The sequence below is a fragment of the Vibrio sp. CUB2 genome (genome assembly GCF_001557945.1).
GTDB classification, from domain to species: domain Bacteria; phylum Pseudomonadota; class Gammaproteobacteria; order Enterobacterales; family Vibrionaceae; genus Vibrio; species Vibrio owensii.
The window spans coordinates 269,927-287,755 of sequence record NZ_LNRB01000007.1 but is presented as its reverse complement, the minus strand read 5'-3'; the positions used below and the strand labels follow the sequence as shown (position 1 = coordinate 287,755).

Below are 17,829 nucleotides of genomic sequence, written 5' to 3'. Positions count from 1 at the left end.
TTTATTGCTCCTTGAAGGCTTGAGAGTTCGCTAAAGTCGAGATGTGCTGAGCCTGACTCATTACTGCGAGTAGGTACCACGCACCATGCGGGATCCATTGTTCTCCCCAGCGCCAGTTTTGAAGCATGTCGTCTTTCTGTGCTGGTGGATTAAATGCAATGTCTTCCTCGTCTTCGAAACCGCCGGTGATGCCGTTACACACGCCACCTTTTGCATTGAAGAAACCATATTGAGGAAGGTAGTCCGGATTGTTACGACCATGACCGTCCAACATGCACATGTCGTACGGGTTCAGACCCACAATCCAGTTGATAGAATCTTGTGCGAGTTTAGAAAGTTGCTGCTTTAGAATTTCTGACTCGATAAATGGCTGCGCCAAATACGCCATGGTTGCGAGTGAACCTAAGCGAGCATTCTCACCTTGCCACCAGTAACCCGATTCATTGTTGTGTGCCACAAAGAACGCATCACGTTTTGCTTCGTCCACGCCTTTTACATATTGGCGTGGGTAACCAAATGGGTTCTTTACTCTATTGGTGATAGAGACTTCAAACTCACAAGCTTGAGTGATGATTTGTTTTGCTACTGAAGCGCGCTCAGAGTCGTCTTCAATCGCCAAGTATTCGCACAGCGCGATAACAGGAAGTCCTGCTTCTGCCGCATGGAAGTAAGGGCGGCTACCATCTTGGTTGGCTGCCCAGAAATGTTGAATGTGCTCATCATTCATTTGACGAGCAGAAAGGCGGTTTGCCCACACGCGGCTTTCTTCTAGGTAGCGTGCTTCTTTGGTGGTCTTAAATAGTTCAACCGCTGCAAGTAATGCACAGTATTCATCGATGATGTTCTCTTCACCATCGTTTAGGTATTGGGTGTTGTGCTCTTTTAAGTGCCAGTAGCCGTTTTCTGCTGCATTACGGTATTTTTGTTGGTCGAATTCTCCATGAACCTCTAGACGTGCTGCTGAAGCTAATGCAGCAATGCTAACGCCAGCTCCTTGTCGGTAACCGGCTTGGTAGTCATCAAACTTATGACCAAGTTGGGTTTCGTAGGCACAGATTTCACGTTGAGCTGTGTCTTTACTCCACTTGTCGAACACGGTCATGTAGAAGAAACCTTTTTCGTTTTGCATACGAACAAGGAAGTCTGCACCGAACAGGGCTTCTTCAATAAGGCGAGTAGCAGTGAATTTAGCCAGTTTGTCGTTGCCTTCAAGTAGAGACAAACCTTTTAACATGTTCCACACCACCATAGGGGTCTGCTGTGGGTTTAGGTAGTTTGCGTACGACAAATGGCTCAGATATTTGCTTACATCGCCTGAAGCGTCATACCAACCGCCATGAACATCGGCGGTTTCGTCGGAATTTAGCAGTGGAGCCTGACGATCTTGCTGATCGAAAATGCCTCCGCAGCGCTGAGATTTAAAATAATGGATCACATCTGAAAGCGTGCGATCGAAAAGAATATGTTCGCCGATCTCAAAGTGAGATGAGCGTAAATGATCGAAACGAAGGTAGTAGTGACCTGGAGTATTAAATGAAGAAAAGTCGATCAGGTAGAAATGACCTTGATGCCAGTTCGCTACTTTGCCTTGCTTCTCTACGGTTAGGGTGGCAACCGTCTGATGACTATTGGCGCAAACCAATAAAGCCGTATAAGAAGACAGGCGTGATCGGCTCGTCTGGATGATCGCTTTTTTAGGGCCCAGACGCTCATAACCAATATGGTTAGTCAGTAGCAGCATTCAATTTCTCCGGGAAACAATAAAATATAAAGGGAAAAAGGGGTCAGGTTGATGCCTGACCCTCGTTATGATTAATCTTCGAATAAGTAACAACGAACAAAGTGGTTATCGGACAGTTGCGTCACACCAGGCAGTCGCTCGCGACATTTTTCTGTGGCATGAACACAGCGTCCAGCGAATGGACAGCCCACGGATTCTGGTGTCCACAGTGGGATCTCACCTTTGTTGCCTTTCAGTTTCTCGTGGATTGACTTCGATGGATCTGGCACTGCTGAAACCAGTAGCTGCGTGTATGGGTGTTGAGGATCATGAATGATTTCCTCTGTATCACCCCATTCAACCATGTGGCCCACGTACATAACCGCGAGATCTTCAGCGATGTAGCGCGCTGTTGCGATGTCGTGAGTGATATAAAGCAGAGACATTTGCTTCTCAAACTTCATCTCTTCCATCAGGTTAAGAACACCGGCGCGAATTGAAACGTCGAGCATTGACGTTGGTTCGTCAGCCAGAACAACTTCTGCGCCGACCGCAATGTTACGAGCCAAGTTCACACGTTGGCGCTGACCACCAGAAAGTTGGTGCGGGAACTTTTGCGCCGTTTCTTTTGGTGGAATAAGACCAACTTGTTCTAGTAGGTCATACACGCGCTCTTCCAGTTCCTTCTTGTTGCCCGGAGAAACCTTCTTGTGGATCAGCAGTGGGCGAGCAATATGGTGGAAGATGTTGTGTGTCGGGTTTAGCGAGCCAAACGGGTCTTGCCATACCATTTGCACGCCTTCACGGTAAGTCATCAAATCGTGACGAGAGGTGATGTCTTGAATATCACGACCCTTGTACTCGATGATGCCATCAGTTGGTGCGTACATTTTCGCAATCATTTTTGCGGTAGTAGATTTACCTGATCCAGACTCACCTACTACTGATAAACCGCGGCTTTTGTACATTTTGAAAGATACGTCGTTGATTGCACGCATCTTAGACTGTTTGATTGAATTACTGTTTAAAGGGAAGTCCTTAACGACATTTTTACCTTCAACCAGCAATTCGCCGAATTGTTTGCTCATAATTCTCTCCAGTGTAATTTTCTTCTTAGCTAGCGTTATTTTTTGTTGTTAAACCTTAGCTTGAGCAATCGTGTCGCCATACAAGTGGCAGTTTGAGAGACGACCAGGTTCAATTTGACGCAGCTGAGTTGGTACTCGCGTACAAGCTTCATGGACACGGTCACAACGAGCTTGGAATCGACAACCTTGAGGAACTTCTAATAGGTTCAAAGGGTTGCCAGGAATACCAGTCAATTTGGTCTTAGGACCAGTTAGTGGAGGGAAAGAGCTACCCAAACCTTTTGTGTAAGGGTGGTAAGGACTTTCCAGAATTTGTTTAGAAGGGGCGACTTCAATCAGTTCACCTGAGTACATGATGCCGATGCGGTCAGAGAACTCGACCATCAATGACAAGTCATGGGTGATGAACAGAATCGAGAAGCCAAACTCTTCTTTAAGTGCATAGATTTTTTGCAGAATCTCACGCTGAACTACCACGTCTAGTGCTGTTGTAGGTTCATCCATGATGATCATTTTCGGGTTCAAAGCCAAAGCGATAGCAATAACCAGACGCTGACGCATACCGCCAGAGAATTGGTGTGGGTAATCGCTTAAGCGGCTAGGGTGGATATCAACGATTTCCAATAGACCTTCTGCACGAACTTTGGCTTGAGCGCGAGTCATGTTGGTGTGACGCATGATTACGTCACAGAACTGCTCTTCCATCGTTAGTACTGGGTTCAAAGCGTTCATCGCACTTTGGAATACCATTGACATTTCGCTCCAGCGGAACGACTGCATACGCTCATCGCTGTATTGGAGGATATCTTCGCCATTGAAGATAACCTCACCACCTGTGATAAACGCTGGCGGCTTATGAAGGCGCATTAGCGAGAATGCAACGGTTGATTTACCACAGCCAGATTCACCTGCTAGGCCAAATACTTCGCCCGGTGCAATGTCGAAGCTGACGTTGTTACAGGCGCGGACATCGCCCGCATCTGTAATGTAGTCTACGCATAGGTTACGGATAGAAATTAGTGGTGCAGTCATGATTATTTATCTCCGCTCCATAGTGCATTTTGTGGCGCCAATTCTGGCTCACGTTCTTTCTTGTCTTGTGCTGCCATTTTCTTCCAGCGTTTCATGCCTTTGTGTGAACGAAGCTGCGGGTTAGCAATTTCATCGACTGCGAAGTTCAGTAGAGCAAGGCCAGTAACCAATAGAGTTAGTGCAATACAAGGTGCTAGAACTTCCCACCATGCGCCGATAAGCATCGCTGATGAAGTCTGTACGTTGTACAGCATGATGCCCCAACTGATGGTGTTTGCATCGCCTAGGCCTAGGAATGAAATTACCGCTTCCGTGTTGATTGCTAGCATTACCGAACCGATGAAGCTTGCACCAACGATTGGGATTAGGTTTGGCAAAATCTCAACGAAGATGATGCGAATTGGTGACTCACCCAGTACTTCTGCGGCTTTAACGAATTCTTTTTCTCGTAGTGCCATGGTTTGAGCTCGCACAACACGTGCACCCCAAGCCCAGGAAGTACCGGCGATAATCAAGGCAATGGTGAGAGGCCCTGCCTCCCCGATAAACGCAGCGAGTACGAACAGGAGTGGTAACTGTGGAATAACCAGCATGATGTTCATTGCAGCACTCAGTACGTCATCGACACGGCCGCCGAAGTAACCTGCTGAGATACCAATAACCGTTGCTAAGAAACACACGATAACACCCGCACCAAAACCCACACCCAGCGATACTCGAGCGCCGTAAGCAACTTGAGACCAGATGTCACGACCCATGCGAGATGTACCTAGAACGTGGTCTGCCTTTTTCGACATAAGCAGCGTACGACGATCATCTGCTAGGTTTTTTGCAACCCAGCCATCAGGGTTGTTTTGTGCTTGTTTTACAACAAAGCCAGGGTATTCGTGTGGGTTACCAGTACGTTTGTCTGGCGCGTGTTGAGTAATCAAAGGTGCAGCTACTGCCACAAAGATGAATACTGAGATAATTGCCAAACCAACACGTGCGAACGCGTTACCTAAAATCAGTTTAAATAGTTCTTTCATGATTATTTGCCTCCCTTACGTAGGCGAGGGTCTAGAATCATGTACAGCATGTCAGCCATTAGGTTGAAGCACAGCATGAACATTGTCATGATGATTAACTGACCTTGAAGTACTTGGTAGTCACGTGCGTGAATTGCGTTTAGAAGAACCGTACCTAGACCTGGGTAGTTGAAGATCATCTCGATGATTAGCTGACCACCGATTGCCATACCTAGAGACATTGAAAGTGCGGTTACACTTGGTAAAAGTGCGTTGCGAGCTGCGTAGTTGAATACTACTCGGTTTTCGCTCAGACCCTTACCTTTTGCCATTGTGATGTAATCTTCAGCAAGAAGGTTGATCATGTTGTTACGCATGTTTACTAGGAAGCCACCAATCTGAACAATCGTCGCACAGAACAATGGAAGAATAGCGTGGTAACCCACGTCTTTTAGGAACTCCCAGCTTGTCCAATCTGGCACAGTACCCGGGGTGTAGGCGTAGCCTGATGGGAACCACTTAAGACCGATGGCAAAGATGAACAGCGCTAGCATCGCGATAACCATTTGTGGAATCGCTTGAATGATCAGTGTGCCCGGTGTTACGAATGCATCGTATCGGCTACCACGTTTCCAAGCTGCGAAGATACCTAGTACAGAAGCAATCGAGAATGATAGTACAACTGCAGTACCTGCTAGGAACAATGACCAACCGAATGCGCCACCTAGCAGAGAGTTAACTGAAAGCGGGTAGAACTGGATAGAAGTACCTAGCTCCCAGCTTAGAATGTTTTTGATGTACGACAGGTACTGAATGTAGATTGGACCATCTACGAAACCCAGCAGTTCTTTCATTGCTGCGATTCGCTCTGGCGTTACCTGTACTGATGCGTTAGCAAACATCATGGTAACTGGGTCACCAGGCATTGCTCGCGGAATAATGAAGTTTAACGTCGCTGCAACCAAGAGCGCGACAAGATAGAACGACAAACGTCTTAAAAAATAACCCATAACTCACACCTTACTCACCCAGATTTTTTCCCTGTTTCTGGTTTCAGGTCGCTCCTAGCGAAATTTAGAGCGAAAAATCCCCTGACGACGAGCGCCATATGTTGGTTTAGTAACAAGGGGATTTTTATAGGCGGCACACGGGATGTGTGCCGCTAGAAATGAACTTCTACTTATTTAACTGGTTTTAGGTCCAGTACGTGAAGTAGACGCTCTGGGATACCAGCCCAAATGTTTGGACGGCCCTTAGGATTTTCTTCGTTCCACCAACCAGTGAAGCGAGTTGTGTTGTATTGGTACATGTAAGCACCAGACATCACAGGGATAGTCACTTGGTCTTGAGCGATGATTTGCTGAATACCGTGAGCGATTTCTAGCTGCTCTTGCTTGTCAGCTGTTTTGTAGAAGCTGTTTAGAAGACCATCTAGTTTCTCGTTCTTGTAGAAGTGCATCGCGAAGCGAGGCATACCGTCACCAGATTGTAGTGCTGAGTTGTAAGCACTGTTCCAGTAAGTGTATGGGTCTGCACCGTGGAAGTAGTTGGTGTACGCAACGTCGTAAGTACCTTCAAGCATTGCTTGGTTGTACACAGAGAAGTCTGGTGTACGAGCACGTGCTTTGATGCCTACTTCAGCAAGTTGCTCAACAGCAAGTTGTACAGTGTTGTTGAAGTCAGTCCAACCGTTTGGAGATTGGATTAGAAGCTCAAAAGACTTACCTGATGGCGTATCAACGAAACCGTCTTTGTTTACATCTTTAAAGCCAGCTTTCGCTAGAAGTTTCTTAGCGCCTTCAGCGTTGTAAGAGTTGTAACCCTTGAACTTGTCGTGAGTCTTCTCGTCAGACCAAGCTTCGAATGCGTAGCCAAGACCAGATGCGAAGTCGTTCACTGTACCGCCGCCGTAGAATGCGATATCAATGATAGTTTGACGGTCAAGAGCCATAGAGAATGCGCGACGGAAGTCAACGTTAGTTAGTGCTTCGTTCTTCGCTGCATCTGGGTTCTTGAAGTTTACTACGAACGCTTGAGTACCTGCTGGCGGGTACCAGTAGTGGTGTTTAGGGCTTGCTGCTGCGTAAGTGCGGTCGATGTCTGGAACGAATGAAGAAGTCCAGTCCATTTCGCCGTTAACAATCTTACCTAGGAACTGGTCGTTGTTCGCGATTTGAGGAACACGCAGACAGTCAACGTCTAGGTTAGCTGCATCCCAGTAGTTCGGGTTTTCACACTGGATGTACAGTTGAGGAGTGAAAGTGTCGATCACTGTGAATGGGCCAGAACCTACTGGATTTTCGTTAGTGAATGTTGATGGATCTTTCACTTTGCTCCATACGTGCTTAGGTACAACTGGTACTTTAGCAATTTCGTAAGGAACGTTTGAGTTTGCTTCGCTTAGACGGAACTTAACTTGGTAGTCGTTAACTTTCTCTACGCCAGTTACCCAAGAGTTGATACCAGATTGGTCTAGCTCTGGCTTCTCTTTAACTAGGTTGAAAGAGTAAACAACGTCATCAGCGGTAAACGCTTCGCCGTCAGACCATTTTACGCCTTTACGAATATCGAAAGTTACGCTCATTAGGTCGTCAGACATTTGGAAGTTTTCTGCTAGACGGAATACCGGTGTGTTACCGTGCATTTCGTTGAAAACAACTAGTGGCTCGTAGATAAAGTCAGTAGTTGTGTGCAGGTTTGTTGCACCCAAGAAAGGGTTAAAGTTACGAACAAAAGTTGTAAACTCTTTAGGGTGGATAGTCAGTTCACTGCGCTCAGCGGCTGTAGCTACTGATGCAAAACCTGTAGTAGCCGTTGCAATAATTGCTGTTGCTAGTGCTGTTTTTTTAATATTGGCAAGCATAGCTGTTCCTTACTATTTGCTTTCATTTCACTAATGGAATTGAATGTCATCAATTGATAAACACTCTCCAAGGCCCACCTCTTCGCTCCACATTAAATTTGTTTCGCTCTAAGAGTGGCCTGTAGGCCTTAGGCAGGAGTAAGAAAACACCTTATCCACAAAATAATCAAACTCGATTCCCGTTAAAAACGTTAAAAACCGCACCAACTCCGTCATAAACGTCATTTTGTTCGTTTTTAAGCCTGGTGAGGCTAAAAAGTAAACGTTGATATGCGTCGCAGTTTATATCCACTTTAACTTTGTGTGTTAGTGTACGCTTACTCTTAATCTCTTTTAAATTAATGGTTTTGTGGGCTTGTAATGCTTTGGCGATCTGGCTCACACACGATTTTTTTGTTAATTAACTAGGTGAAATTTAATCTGCCGTTCTGTTGTGATTGACTTCGCAATCTCCATCAAATGTTGGCCTAATTTCCCTTGCTGAGTAAAAAATAGAGGTTTTTAACAGCAAAATTTGGCTGCTGATTATGCTTTTTTTATGAGGGAAAGGAAGTGTTTTTAGAGGACTTTAGGGTAATAAATTACGTTTCTAATTATCCAGAAAGTTGCCGCTCAAATTCGTACGTAGAGGGTGTCTAGAATGGCTTTTTTGATAGCTTGCTTCCAACTCTACATGAACTGATAAAAGATGATCTAAGTGGGACATGGAGAGTAACTGAGTAGATATAGATTAGAGCCTGAGTGGTCGTCTTGCTATCTAAGTCGGTAAGCGTGAGTTTTGGTCGAATATAAAAAAGCCCCGCTAAATGCGGGGCTGTCATTTGTGTGTTGTGCAGTTAGCTTGTTAAAAGTCTCTGCATTTTGTCGCGCTGAGCTTCAATGTATGCGCGTTCTGGGCTCTGTTCTTTACAGTGCTCCAAGATAAACTCAATCGAGCTTAATACCGTTCTCCAACGTGGTGTTTTAGGTAGTGTCTCGATACGCATGTATTTGTCGAGGGTACGAGTCTGCAAGGTACTGCGGTCTAGGTAAACACGCCACAAGCCACTTTGCTCAGCAAACGCAAACTTGGTCTCTCCGGTAACAGACTCCCAGTATTCCAATGCATGGGTCATGGTATCGACAAGAACCTCACGAAGCAGCTCTTGTTTGTCTTTCTTGTTACCCAAAGCTTTATCTGCTAAGCGTGTAAACTCTCCACCAAGCTCTTTTAGCTTCTGAAGTTGGTCTTTGTCGCCATCGAATGCGTAGCATGAAAGCACTTCAACTGCCGTCTCTAGGTTGTGGATACGAGCAGCGTTAGCTCCGCCGCCGACATTAAAGATGTACATCACATCCAAACCAGAGCCTTCTGGCAGTTTTAGAATGTCGGCTTCGATGTTTTGGCGAATATCTTCAATGTAGATATCAATCTTGCCACAGTAGTGAGGCTGCTTAACCGTCAAGAACTTAGGTGCGATCAATTCGTCTGCTGAAGATCGCTTCAACTGTTCTAAGCTGCGTTTAAACAGCTTACAGGCCGCTTCATTAGCAAAGCGAATGCGTTGGTCTTCACGAAGACAAATAATGGCTTCTGGTGCTGACTCTAGCTGTTCTAGTAATCGCCCTTGGGTCTCCAACAAGCTCGCTTCGACTTCTGCACGTTGGCGCAGCTCCGACTCTAATAACTTGTTTTCGATGTGTCGCATTTCCGCTTTACTTGCCGTTAGGTGCGCCTGAATACGTGCCGCTAGCTCTTGTTTGTTGAATGGTTTTGTCAGGTAATCATTCGCGCCCGCTTCAAAGCCTCTCACTCGGTCCTCTGTTTGGCTTAATGCGGTTAGCATGATGATTGGTAGCTCTGCATGATCGTAAGTTTCACGAAGCTCACTACACACTTGATAACCACTCATCCCCGGCATCATGATGTCCAATAAAAGCAGTTCTGGCTTTTCTTGTTCAATCAGCGCCAGCGTTTCTGGACCATCAGAAATTGTACGAACGCGATAGCCTTCCAACCTTAGGAAGCTTTCTAGAACACGCAGGTTAACTGGTTCATCATCGGCAACGTAAAGCAATGGACCGTCTGGGTTCTCTGGCAGAGACAAGTCATCGTTGTTCTCAAAATTTGCCTCAGGGATTTGGAAGTGCCCACGAGCGGCAAGGCTCTGTGTAGCTTGGATCTCTTCTTCACTTGCCAGCGGCAGGGTAAAGCTGAATGTGGTGCCTACCATAGGTTGACTGCTCACATACAATGAACCGCCCATCAACTCAATAAGTTGACGGCTGATTGATAGACCCAGTCCTGCACCTTGACGGTAGCGGCTCGCGTCTTGACCTGCTTGAATCAGAGGTTCGAAGATATGGTCTAGATGCTCTGCTGGGATGCCTTGACCTGTATCCACGACTTGCACTCGAACTTGATCGTCAACAACCATTGCTGAAATGACGATCTTACCTTCAGAGGTGTACTTGATGGCATTACCGATCAAATTGTACAGCACTTGTTCTAAGCGCTGAGGATCCGCTGAGACAGCTTTCAAATCTGCAGGCACTTGGTTAATGATGCGGATAGTCTTGTTACCCAATAGGTGACCGGAAAGCTCTAATACTAAGCGTGTGGCACTTGCTAAACTCACTGCTGACTTTTGGATATCCATGCTGCCATAGCGCATCTTGTGGTAATCCAATAAGTCATCAACGAGGTTCGCTAGGCGTTGACCACTCTTGATGATGATGTCCAATTGATATTTCTGGCTAGCCGGAATAGCCCCATTTGCGCCAGATACCAAGGTTTCTGCAATACCAACCATGCCGTGTAATGGCGTGCGAAGTTCATGGGAGGTTGTCGCAAGGAACTCATCTTTCAGCTTATCAGCCAGCTGTAATTCTTCGTTTTGCTTTTGGATCAGCTTGATGTTGCTTTCTAACTCTTCATTTTGCTGCTTGATGGTTTGAATCTTTTCACGAATAGAGCGTTGCATACGCTCAAAGCTGATCGCAAGACGCCCAATCTCGTCTTTTCGTTCGGTGTTAAAGGTTGTTTCATCCAAATCACCAGCAGACACTTTCTCTGCTGCCCAAGTCAGTTTTAGCAGCGGTGAAGTGATGAAGTTTGATAAGTAATGTGAGGCGATAACTACCAATACGATCGCAATTAACATCGCAATCACAAACAGTTTTTCAAGCTGGTGGACACGCGCAAAGGCTTCTTTTTCCGGAAGTTGCACGACTAATGCCCAAGTAAGGCCACGAGTTTCAATTGGCGCAAACGCCGCAATCATCTCTTCACCTAAGCGGTTACTGTAAGTACCTACTTCAGTGTCACCGGCCAACGCTTTATCCACGATTTCTAAGCTGTTTTGGATATCTTCTTGTTTGGTATTGATCGTTCTAGGTTTGTGGTCACTACCAACGAGCAGGGTTTCAATGGATGAATCACGGTTAATTTCCGCAATAAGCTTGGTAATGCCGTTATTTGGCAAACGGAACATTGCGTAACTGTGGAGGTAGCCTTGCTGAACAATAGGCGCACCTAACCAAGCAACTTGCTTTCCGTTTTCGATATCAAAGTCAGACACCACCACTGGGGTGTAATCTTCATTGACTTTTCGGCGTGCACTGACGTCTTCTGATAAACGTTTAAAGGTACGACCTAACGCCGTCTCTTTATAGCGACCGGTTAGTAGGTTTGTGCCGTAGTTGTCATCTTTATTGATGGAGTACGTGACATTACCGTCAATGTCGACCAACAAAATATCATTGAAATCAGAACGTTTTAGCAGTTCTAGGTATGCCCAATGGTAGCGTTTGTGGAGTAGGCGGTAGCGTTCACTGCCAACATAGTTGGACGATTCCGGCAAAATCAACGTTTTGATTTGATCACCACTGCCTTTGATGTAGCGGTGCTGTGCGTTTTCTCTCGCTTCGTCAATATCGTGCCCTAAACGGCTAAATGCGTTGACTAAGCCGTAGAAGCGTCCGCCACTGGCATAGGCAAGTTCTGAACGTACGAAGCCCATCACTTCCGTTTCTTGCGCAGCGAAGTAGTCAATGATCTGCTGTTGCTTAGTATCACGAACAGAGAGCAGGTGCGATGTACTTTGCTCTTGGAGATCTTTACTGTGTGATTGCAGGAAGAAAATCGCAGTGATCGTCAGGGGCGTAATACTAAGAACCAAAAATGCGGTCATTAGCGTGCTTTGCAGGCGCTTAAATTTCTGCTTTTTGTAGAATTTAAACATGGATAAGATTACAACTCGTTAAAGGGCAGCGACCGATTGGTTGGCGCTTGCCAAGGTTCTCGTTAAAAACGGGCAAGAAGTTAAATTCGATAGAATTAACAAAATTAACGAGTTTTTTTTCTTTGACAAGAAAGTTGATTGCAAAGCGTGGGTAGCGACGCAGTTTTTCTTTGAGTTGTGTAAAATTCAGCAATGGATTGCGCAGGAATTCACCTGCGCAAGGGAGTGTTACGATTTTTTAGCGTAGTAGATAGAGAATTTATTGGTCTTATTTAGCGTCTCGCAATTATTGAATGCTTTCTCAATAATTGGCGGATACTGCAAGAAACTGTTCGCCACAATGACCATCTCACCGTTGGCCGTCATATACTTTGGTGCTTGACCTAACAGAGTTTCTGCTGCGTTGTAGTTGGTGTCTAAGCCACTATGGAATGGAGGGTTACTGACAATAAAACGGTAGTCTTTAGCTGTGTCTGAGTAGATATCTGAGGCAAAAACACGACCTGATAATCCATTCGCTTCGAGTGTTGCTTGGCTAGAGGTAATGGCATAAGCGTTAATATCACACATCTCAATCGCGATCTCTGGGTTTGCTTGAGCCATAAATGCACCTAGCACACCAGCACCACAGCCAAAGTCGAGTACCTTGCCTGAAAGTTTTGGTAAGGTTTCCAGCAGAAGACGACTGCCCAGATCAAACTCACCATGGCTAAATACGCCAGGTAGACTCTTAACGGTAAGTGATTGTTCACCAAGTGTAATTTCGTAAGATTTAAACCAGTCGCCTTGATTGAACGGGTTTGGCTGGTTAAGGCAAGTTCCCCAGTAAAATGAACAGCGACGAGCGGTGTCGTACTTCTTCACGGGACCATAGTCTTTGAACATCTTCTCGATGCTCTTTACACCTGAACGGTTTTCACCAACCACAACGATTTCTGTATTGATGCCTAGCTTAGCCATCAACATCGCTAGCAGATATTCCGCCTCAGCTTTAGCTTTTGGCCAGTATAAAAGGACCATGTCTGCTTGTGTTTCAAAGTCAAACTCAGATCCAAAATGACTTTTGACTTTGTCAGAGGTTTGAATTTGGCGATAGTAACTGTAGTTGGAAGTAAACACTTCTACAGATTCGCAATGCTCCACTAACTCTAGCGGGAACAAGTCTTCAACTTCTCCTGCGACTAAAACGTGTTTTCCGTTGAAATACTCAAGTTGGCGCTGAGCAACTTGGCTAGGTGCGATGTAAGCAGACATAAATTAGGTTCATCAGAAATAATTAGGGGCAGATTTTCGCACAATCTGCCCCAAGCTTGAAGTGCTTAAGCGATGACTAGCTGTTGTCTTGTTGGTTGAGGAAGTCTTTGAACTCTTCTTCGTAGATATTAAACAACACCATGGTCACGGCAAAGATCAATGGACCGTAGATAAGACCAATCAAACCAAACAGATGCAGACCACCCAGTAACGAGAAGAAGATCATAAGGGTGTTCATGCCGGCGCTACCTTGCATTAGCAGCGGGCGCAACAGGTTATCAATAGAGCCAACCACGACCACGCTCCACACCGTTAGGAAAATGGCCCAAGTTGTATCACCAGTTAGGAACAAGTAAGCGGCTGCCGGAATCCAAATTAACGCGGTACCAACGACTGGAATGAAAGACGCGAAGCCCATCATCGTGCCCCAGAACAGGCCAGGGAAGCCAGCCAACCACATACCAATACCACCCGCAAAACCTTGAGCTATCGCGGTCAAGAATGACCCCATAACTGCGGATTTCGATACTTGTTCAATCTCGGTCAGAATCTTGTCTTCTTGGCTACGAGAAAGCGGCAAGATGTGGCGCATTGCTGAGATGATCTTATCGTGATCACGCAACAGGAAGAACAACACAAACAGCATCAGGAAGAAGTCCATCAGGAAGTTCGTCGCATCACCAAGGATTTTTGCACTGATAGCAACAAGGTTTGAACCAAATGATGTGGCGAATTGACCAATCTTCTCTGCGATAGCTTGAGGTTCTATTTTATCGAAAGGTAAGTACTCATTAACCAGCGCTAAACCTTTGACTACCCAAGGGTGTTGGAAGATATCTTGGATTCCACCATTGGTCACCCATTTATAGGTATTTTGAGAAAAGACGGAACCTTGCTGAACGATGGCAGCAAAGACAAACAACAATGGAATCACAATAATAAAGGTTAGAACCACACAGGAGAGTAGTGAGACCAAGTTTTTATGGTTAGGCATTTTGCTCTCAAACCACTCATGTATTGGGAACATAAGTAGCGAGATAATAAAGGCCATTACGATTGAGTTTACGTAGGGTTCAACCAATAAATAGCAGGCAAAAGCAGCGGCGAGTAGTGCAACAACTAACACTCGGTGGCTCGACGTGATTTTTACATTGTTCGGCATGGGATTAATCCAACTTACGGATGATGTTACGGCTAGCGCTTTATACCACAGCGTCAAACCTTTATTACTTTGCACCGACGATTCTTTCAAGCTTATGACATAGCTGAATTGGGAAGGTGCAACGGACCTTGTTATAATGACCACAAATCAGGCAGTTATCAATCAAGAGATAGAAAAATGGGTTGTTGTAACGGTGACAAGAAGTGTCAGAGTGAGAAGAAAAACAAACGCATACCGTGGTTTGGTATTGTTATCGGCGTACTCGCTATTCTCGTGATTTTTAATTGGCAAGCATAACTCAGACAATAAAAAAGGACCCTGAAGGTCCTTTTTTGCTTTTGGTGTGCGAGTAAAAAGCTTACTTCGCTTCTTCTGCTAGAATCGCGAAACAGTGATCTGCTGCTTCTAGTGTTGCGTCGATTTCTTTTGAACCATGAGCAAGTGAAGTAAAGCTTGCTTCGAATGCAGATGGTGCAAGGTAAACGCCATGGCTTAGCATTAGGTGGAAGAAACGTTTGAAGCGCTCAACGTCGCACTTAGTCACGTCTTCGTAGCACGTTACGGTTTCTTGGTCAGTGAAGAAGAAGCCGAACATGCCGCCCACTTGGTTTACTACCATTGGGATACCGTGTTTCTCAGCAAGTGCTTTGAAGCCTTCAGCAAGCTGTTTTGTTTTCGCCGCAAGACGTTTCTCGTTGCCTTCTTCTTTTAGAAGGTTCAAACATGCAAAGCCCGCAGCCATCGCCACAGGGTTACCTGAAAGCGTACCCGCTTGGTAAACAGGACCTGTCGGAGCTACGTATTGCATCACTTCTTTACGACCACCGAAAGCACCCACTGGCATGCCGCCACCGATCACTTTACCTAGAGTCGTTAGGTCTGGTTTGATGTTGTAGTGTGCTTGCGCGCCGCCTAGAGCAACACGGAAACCTGTCATTACTTCATCAAAAATCAGCAGCGCGCCTTCTTGGTCACAGATTTCACGAAGACCTTCGTGGAAACCTTCTACTGGTGGGATGCAGTTCATGTTGCCCGCTACTGGCTCAACGATGATACATGCGATCTCGCCTTTGTTTGCTGCGAATAGTTCACGTACTGAATCTAGGTCGTTGAATGTTGCTGTTAGCGTATGCTTAGCAAAATCTGCAGGAACGCCAGGAGAGCTTGGTTGACCTAGAGTTAGTGCGCCAGAGCCCGCTTTTACTAGCAAGCTGTCAGCATGGCCGTGGTAACAACCTTCAAATTTCATGATCTTGTCACGACCAGTGAAGCCACGAGCTAGACGGATAGCACTCATGGTCGCTTCTGTACCAGAGCTTACCATGCGGATTTGTTCCATTGATGGCACTAACTCAGATACAAGCTCAGCCATCGCAATTTCCATCTCAGTTGGTGCACCGAAACTTAGGCCGCGTTGTGCAGCATCGATAACCGCTTCACGGATTACTGCGTGGTTATGACCTAGAATCATAGGACCCCAAGAGCCAACGTAATCAATGTACGCTTTACCATCGGCATCAAAAATCAGGGCACCGTCTGCTCGTTCGATAAATAGCGGAGAACCGCCAACGCCGTTGAATGCACGAACTGGTGAGTTCACACCGCCAGGAATGGTTTGCTGAGCCTTTTGATATAGCTCTGATGATTTGGTCATGGGGTTATCCTCTTTTGATTGCTCGGACCAAGTGGAGCGCATTGTACCTAGCTAAACTCAAGTTAGAAACGTTTTGGGTAATTTATGTGTAGTCTGGCGTTGTAATCTTACATATCAGCATCGGATATAAAGAATCGGCGGTGAATACTTGAACGAGTTGGTCAGGTATTGGATAATCGCTCTAATTAGCACAAATTTGACGTCTTGCTTCAGGCTTGACGCATTACACGAGTGAGAGAGGTCTTCGTGAGCGAAGTAAACGTACCATTATCTTTTTCTGATGCCGCGGCATCTCGCGTTCAGGTACTGATTGCGGAAGAAGAAAACCCAGCGCTGAAATTACGCGTATACATTACTGGTGGTGGCTGTAGTGGTTTCCAATACGGCTTCACATTTGATGAAAACATAAATGAAGGTGACACAACGATCATAAACAGTGGCGTAACACTGGTTGTAGACCCAATGAGCCTGCAATACCTAATTGGTGGCGTGGTTGATTACACAGAAGGTTTGGAAGGAGCTCGCTTCTTCGTCAATAACCCAAATGCGACGACAACTTGTGGTTGTGGTGCATCATTCAGTGTTTAATTAACACGACAACAGGCAGCCAATTGGCTGCCTGAGTTTTACGTAGCAGGAAGTCACGTAAACGCACTCCCAGTTCCAAAGAGAGCTGCGAGCTAAAAATAAAAAGGACTTTGTATGTCTGGAGTTTCTTTTGGACGTCGTATTGTAGAGCGTCCATGGCTAGTCTCTCTAACGCTTGTGATCGCTTTAGCTGCTTGGCTCGCAATGGGTCAACTTAAAGCACAAGACGAAACGGTTTCTCCCTCAAACTCTCAATCCGAAGACACACCTGTTGCTAAGGTGATGTTCAATTCTTTTACCGCCCAACCAACCAGCAAAACCATTGAACTGTACGGTCGCACCGCACCAAATCGACAAGCTCGTCTAGGGGCTGAAGTCGCAGGTAAGATCATCAGTTTGAATGTGCAAAAAGGACAAAGCGTGAAGCAAGGGCAGGTGATTGCCTATATTGATGAGCGTGACCTCGATATTCAGCTTAAACGCGCCAAAGCGATGCTGCGTGTTAAAGAAAAAGAGTTTAAAGCCGCAGAGTCTCTTAAAAATCGAGGCTTACAGGGTGAAGTTGCGTTTGCCACAGCGCAAGCTGCCTTGGTTGATGCACGCGCAAATCTAAGTAACGTTGAAACTGCACTCAAAAACACCAAAGTAAGAGCGCCTTTCGATGGCATTCTTGACCATAGATTCGTTGAAGTTGGTGACTTTGTTGGTGTTGGCGATCCGATTGCCACCGTTATTGACCTTGAAAAGTTAGTCATCGAAGCGGATGTGAGCGAGCGTCACATTCAGTATTTAAAAGAAGGCCAAGCAGCTGACGTTCGCACTATCAACAACCTTCATCACCAAGGCACGATTCGTTATATCGGACGTGTGTCTTCGACTTCAACCAATACGTTCCCAATTGAGATTGAAATTGATAACCGTGAGAGTGCAATGCCGGCGGGGATCAGTGCCGAAGTCGTGTTGTCTTTGAGCGAAGTGTTGGCCGTAAAAGTGACCGCAGCCATGCTCGCACTCGATGAAGAAGGCAACCTTGGCATCAAGACACTACGCGATCAGCATGTCCATTTTGTTCCTATTCAACTTGTGAAAGCCGAAAAAGATGGCGTTTGGTTGTCTGGATTAGGCGACCAAGTGGACATCATTGTGCTCGGACAAGGTTTTGCGCGTGATGGTGATTTAGTGATGGCGACCAAGGTGGATGACGCCATCGAAGCCGCGAATCAGCAGTAAGGAGGCAA

Annotated in this window: 12 protein-coding genes; 2 read left to right on the top strand and 10 right to left on the bottom strand. The window is 45.9% G+C overall.

Annotation, left to right across the window (positions count from 1 at the left end; translation table 11 throughout):
* Position 1: 1 nt before the first annotated feature.
* The 10 genes from ATB78_RS13920 to hemL form a co-directional block, all read right to left on the bottom strand.
* The gene (locus tag ATB78_RS13920; RefSeq protein WP_061008937.1) at positions 2 to 1,741 is read right to left on the bottom strand and encodes a glycoside hydrolase family 9 protein; all 1,740 of its coding nucleotides are present in this window, start codon (positions 1,739 to 1,741) and stop codon (positions 2 to 4) included.
* A gap of 71 nt (positions 1,742 to 1,812) precedes the next feature.
* The gene (locus ATB78_RS13915; RefSeq protein WP_005439409.1) at positions 1,813 to 2,808 is read right to left on the bottom strand and encodes an ABC transporter ATP-binding protein; all 996 of its coding nucleotides are present in this window, start codon (positions 2,806 to 2,808) and stop codon (positions 1,813 to 1,815) included.
* A 48-nt stretch (positions 2,809 to 2,856) separates the two neighbouring features.
* Complete coding sequence (locus ATB78_RS13910; RefSeq protein ID WP_005439411.1) at positions 2,857 to 3,840, bottom strand: ABC transporter ATP-binding protein; 984 nt, start codon at positions 3,838 to 3,840, stop codon at positions 2,857 to 2,859.
* Positions 3,841 to 3,842: 2 nt separating this feature from the next.
* On the bottom strand, positions 3,843 to 4,868 hold the full coding sequence (locus ATB78_RS13905) for an ABC transporter permease (protein ID WP_041058686.1): 1,026 nt from the start codon (positions 4,866 to 4,868) through the stop codon (positions 3,843 to 3,845).
* 2 nt (positions 4,869 to 4,870) lie between these two features.
* Positions 4,871 to 5,857 carry an ABC transporter permease gene (locus ATB78_RS13900; protein WP_005425282.1) on the bottom strand — a complete coding sequence of 329 codons (987 nt, stop codon included), beginning with the start codon at positions 5,855 to 5,857 and terminating at the stop codon, positions 4,871 to 4,873.
* A gap of 170 nt (positions 5,858 to 6,027) precedes the next feature.
* A complete protein-coding gene (locus ATB78_RS13895) occupies positions 6,028 to 7,710 on the bottom strand; it encodes an ABC transporter substrate-binding protein (RefSeq protein WP_009707539.1) in 1,683 nt (560 codons plus the stop codon).
* Positions 7,711 to 8,546: 836 nt separating this feature from the next.
* The gene (locus tag ATB78_RS13890) at positions 8,547 to 11,933 is read right to left on the bottom strand and encodes a response regulator (protein ID WP_061008936.1); all 3,387 of its coding nucleotides are present in this window, start codon (positions 11,931 to 11,933) and stop codon (positions 8,547 to 8,549) included.
* Positions 11,934 to 12,161: 228 nt separating this feature from the next.
* On the bottom strand, positions 12,162 to 13,187 hold the full coding sequence (gene rsmC / locus ATB78_RS13880; protein ID WP_061008935.1) for a 16S rRNA (guanine(1207)-N(2))-methyltransferase RsmC: 1,026 nt from the start codon (positions 13,185 to 13,187) through the stop codon (positions 12,162 to 12,164).
* A gap of 76 nt (positions 13,188 to 13,263) precedes the next feature.
* Positions 13,264 to 14,349, bottom strand: a complete 1,086-nt coding sequence (locus tag ATB78_RS13875; RefSeq protein WP_009707537.1) for an AI-2E family transporter — start codon at positions 14,347 to 14,349, stop codon at positions 13,264 to 13,266.
* Positions 14,350 to 14,707: 358 nt separating this feature from the next.
* Entirely contained in the window at positions 14,708 to 16,003 is a 1,296-nt protein-coding gene (gene hemL / locus ATB78_RS13870) for a glutamate-1-semialdehyde 2,1-aminomutase (RefSeq protein ID WP_061008934.1), read from the bottom strand.
* 246 nt (positions 16,004 to 16,249) lie between these two features.
* On the opposite strand from hemL, the gene erpA reads away from it, so the two are divergent.
* Both erpA and ATB78_RS13860 read left to right on the top strand, forming a co-directional pair.
* On the top strand, positions 16,250 to 16,591 hold the full coding sequence (erpA, locus tag ATB78_RS13865) for an iron-sulfur cluster insertion protein ErpA (protein ID WP_061008933.1): 342 nt from the start codon (positions 16,250 to 16,252) through the stop codon (positions 16,589 to 16,591).
* Positions 16,592 to 16,705: 114 nt separating this feature from the next.
* Positions 16,706 to 17,821 carry an efflux RND transporter periplasmic adaptor subunit gene (locus tag ATB78_RS13860; RefSeq protein ID WP_061008932.1) on the top strand — a complete coding sequence of 372 codons (1,116 nt, stop codon included), beginning with the start codon at positions 16,706 to 16,708 and terminating at the stop codon, positions 17,819 to 17,821.
* Positions 17,822 to 17,829 lie beyond the last annotated feature (8 nt).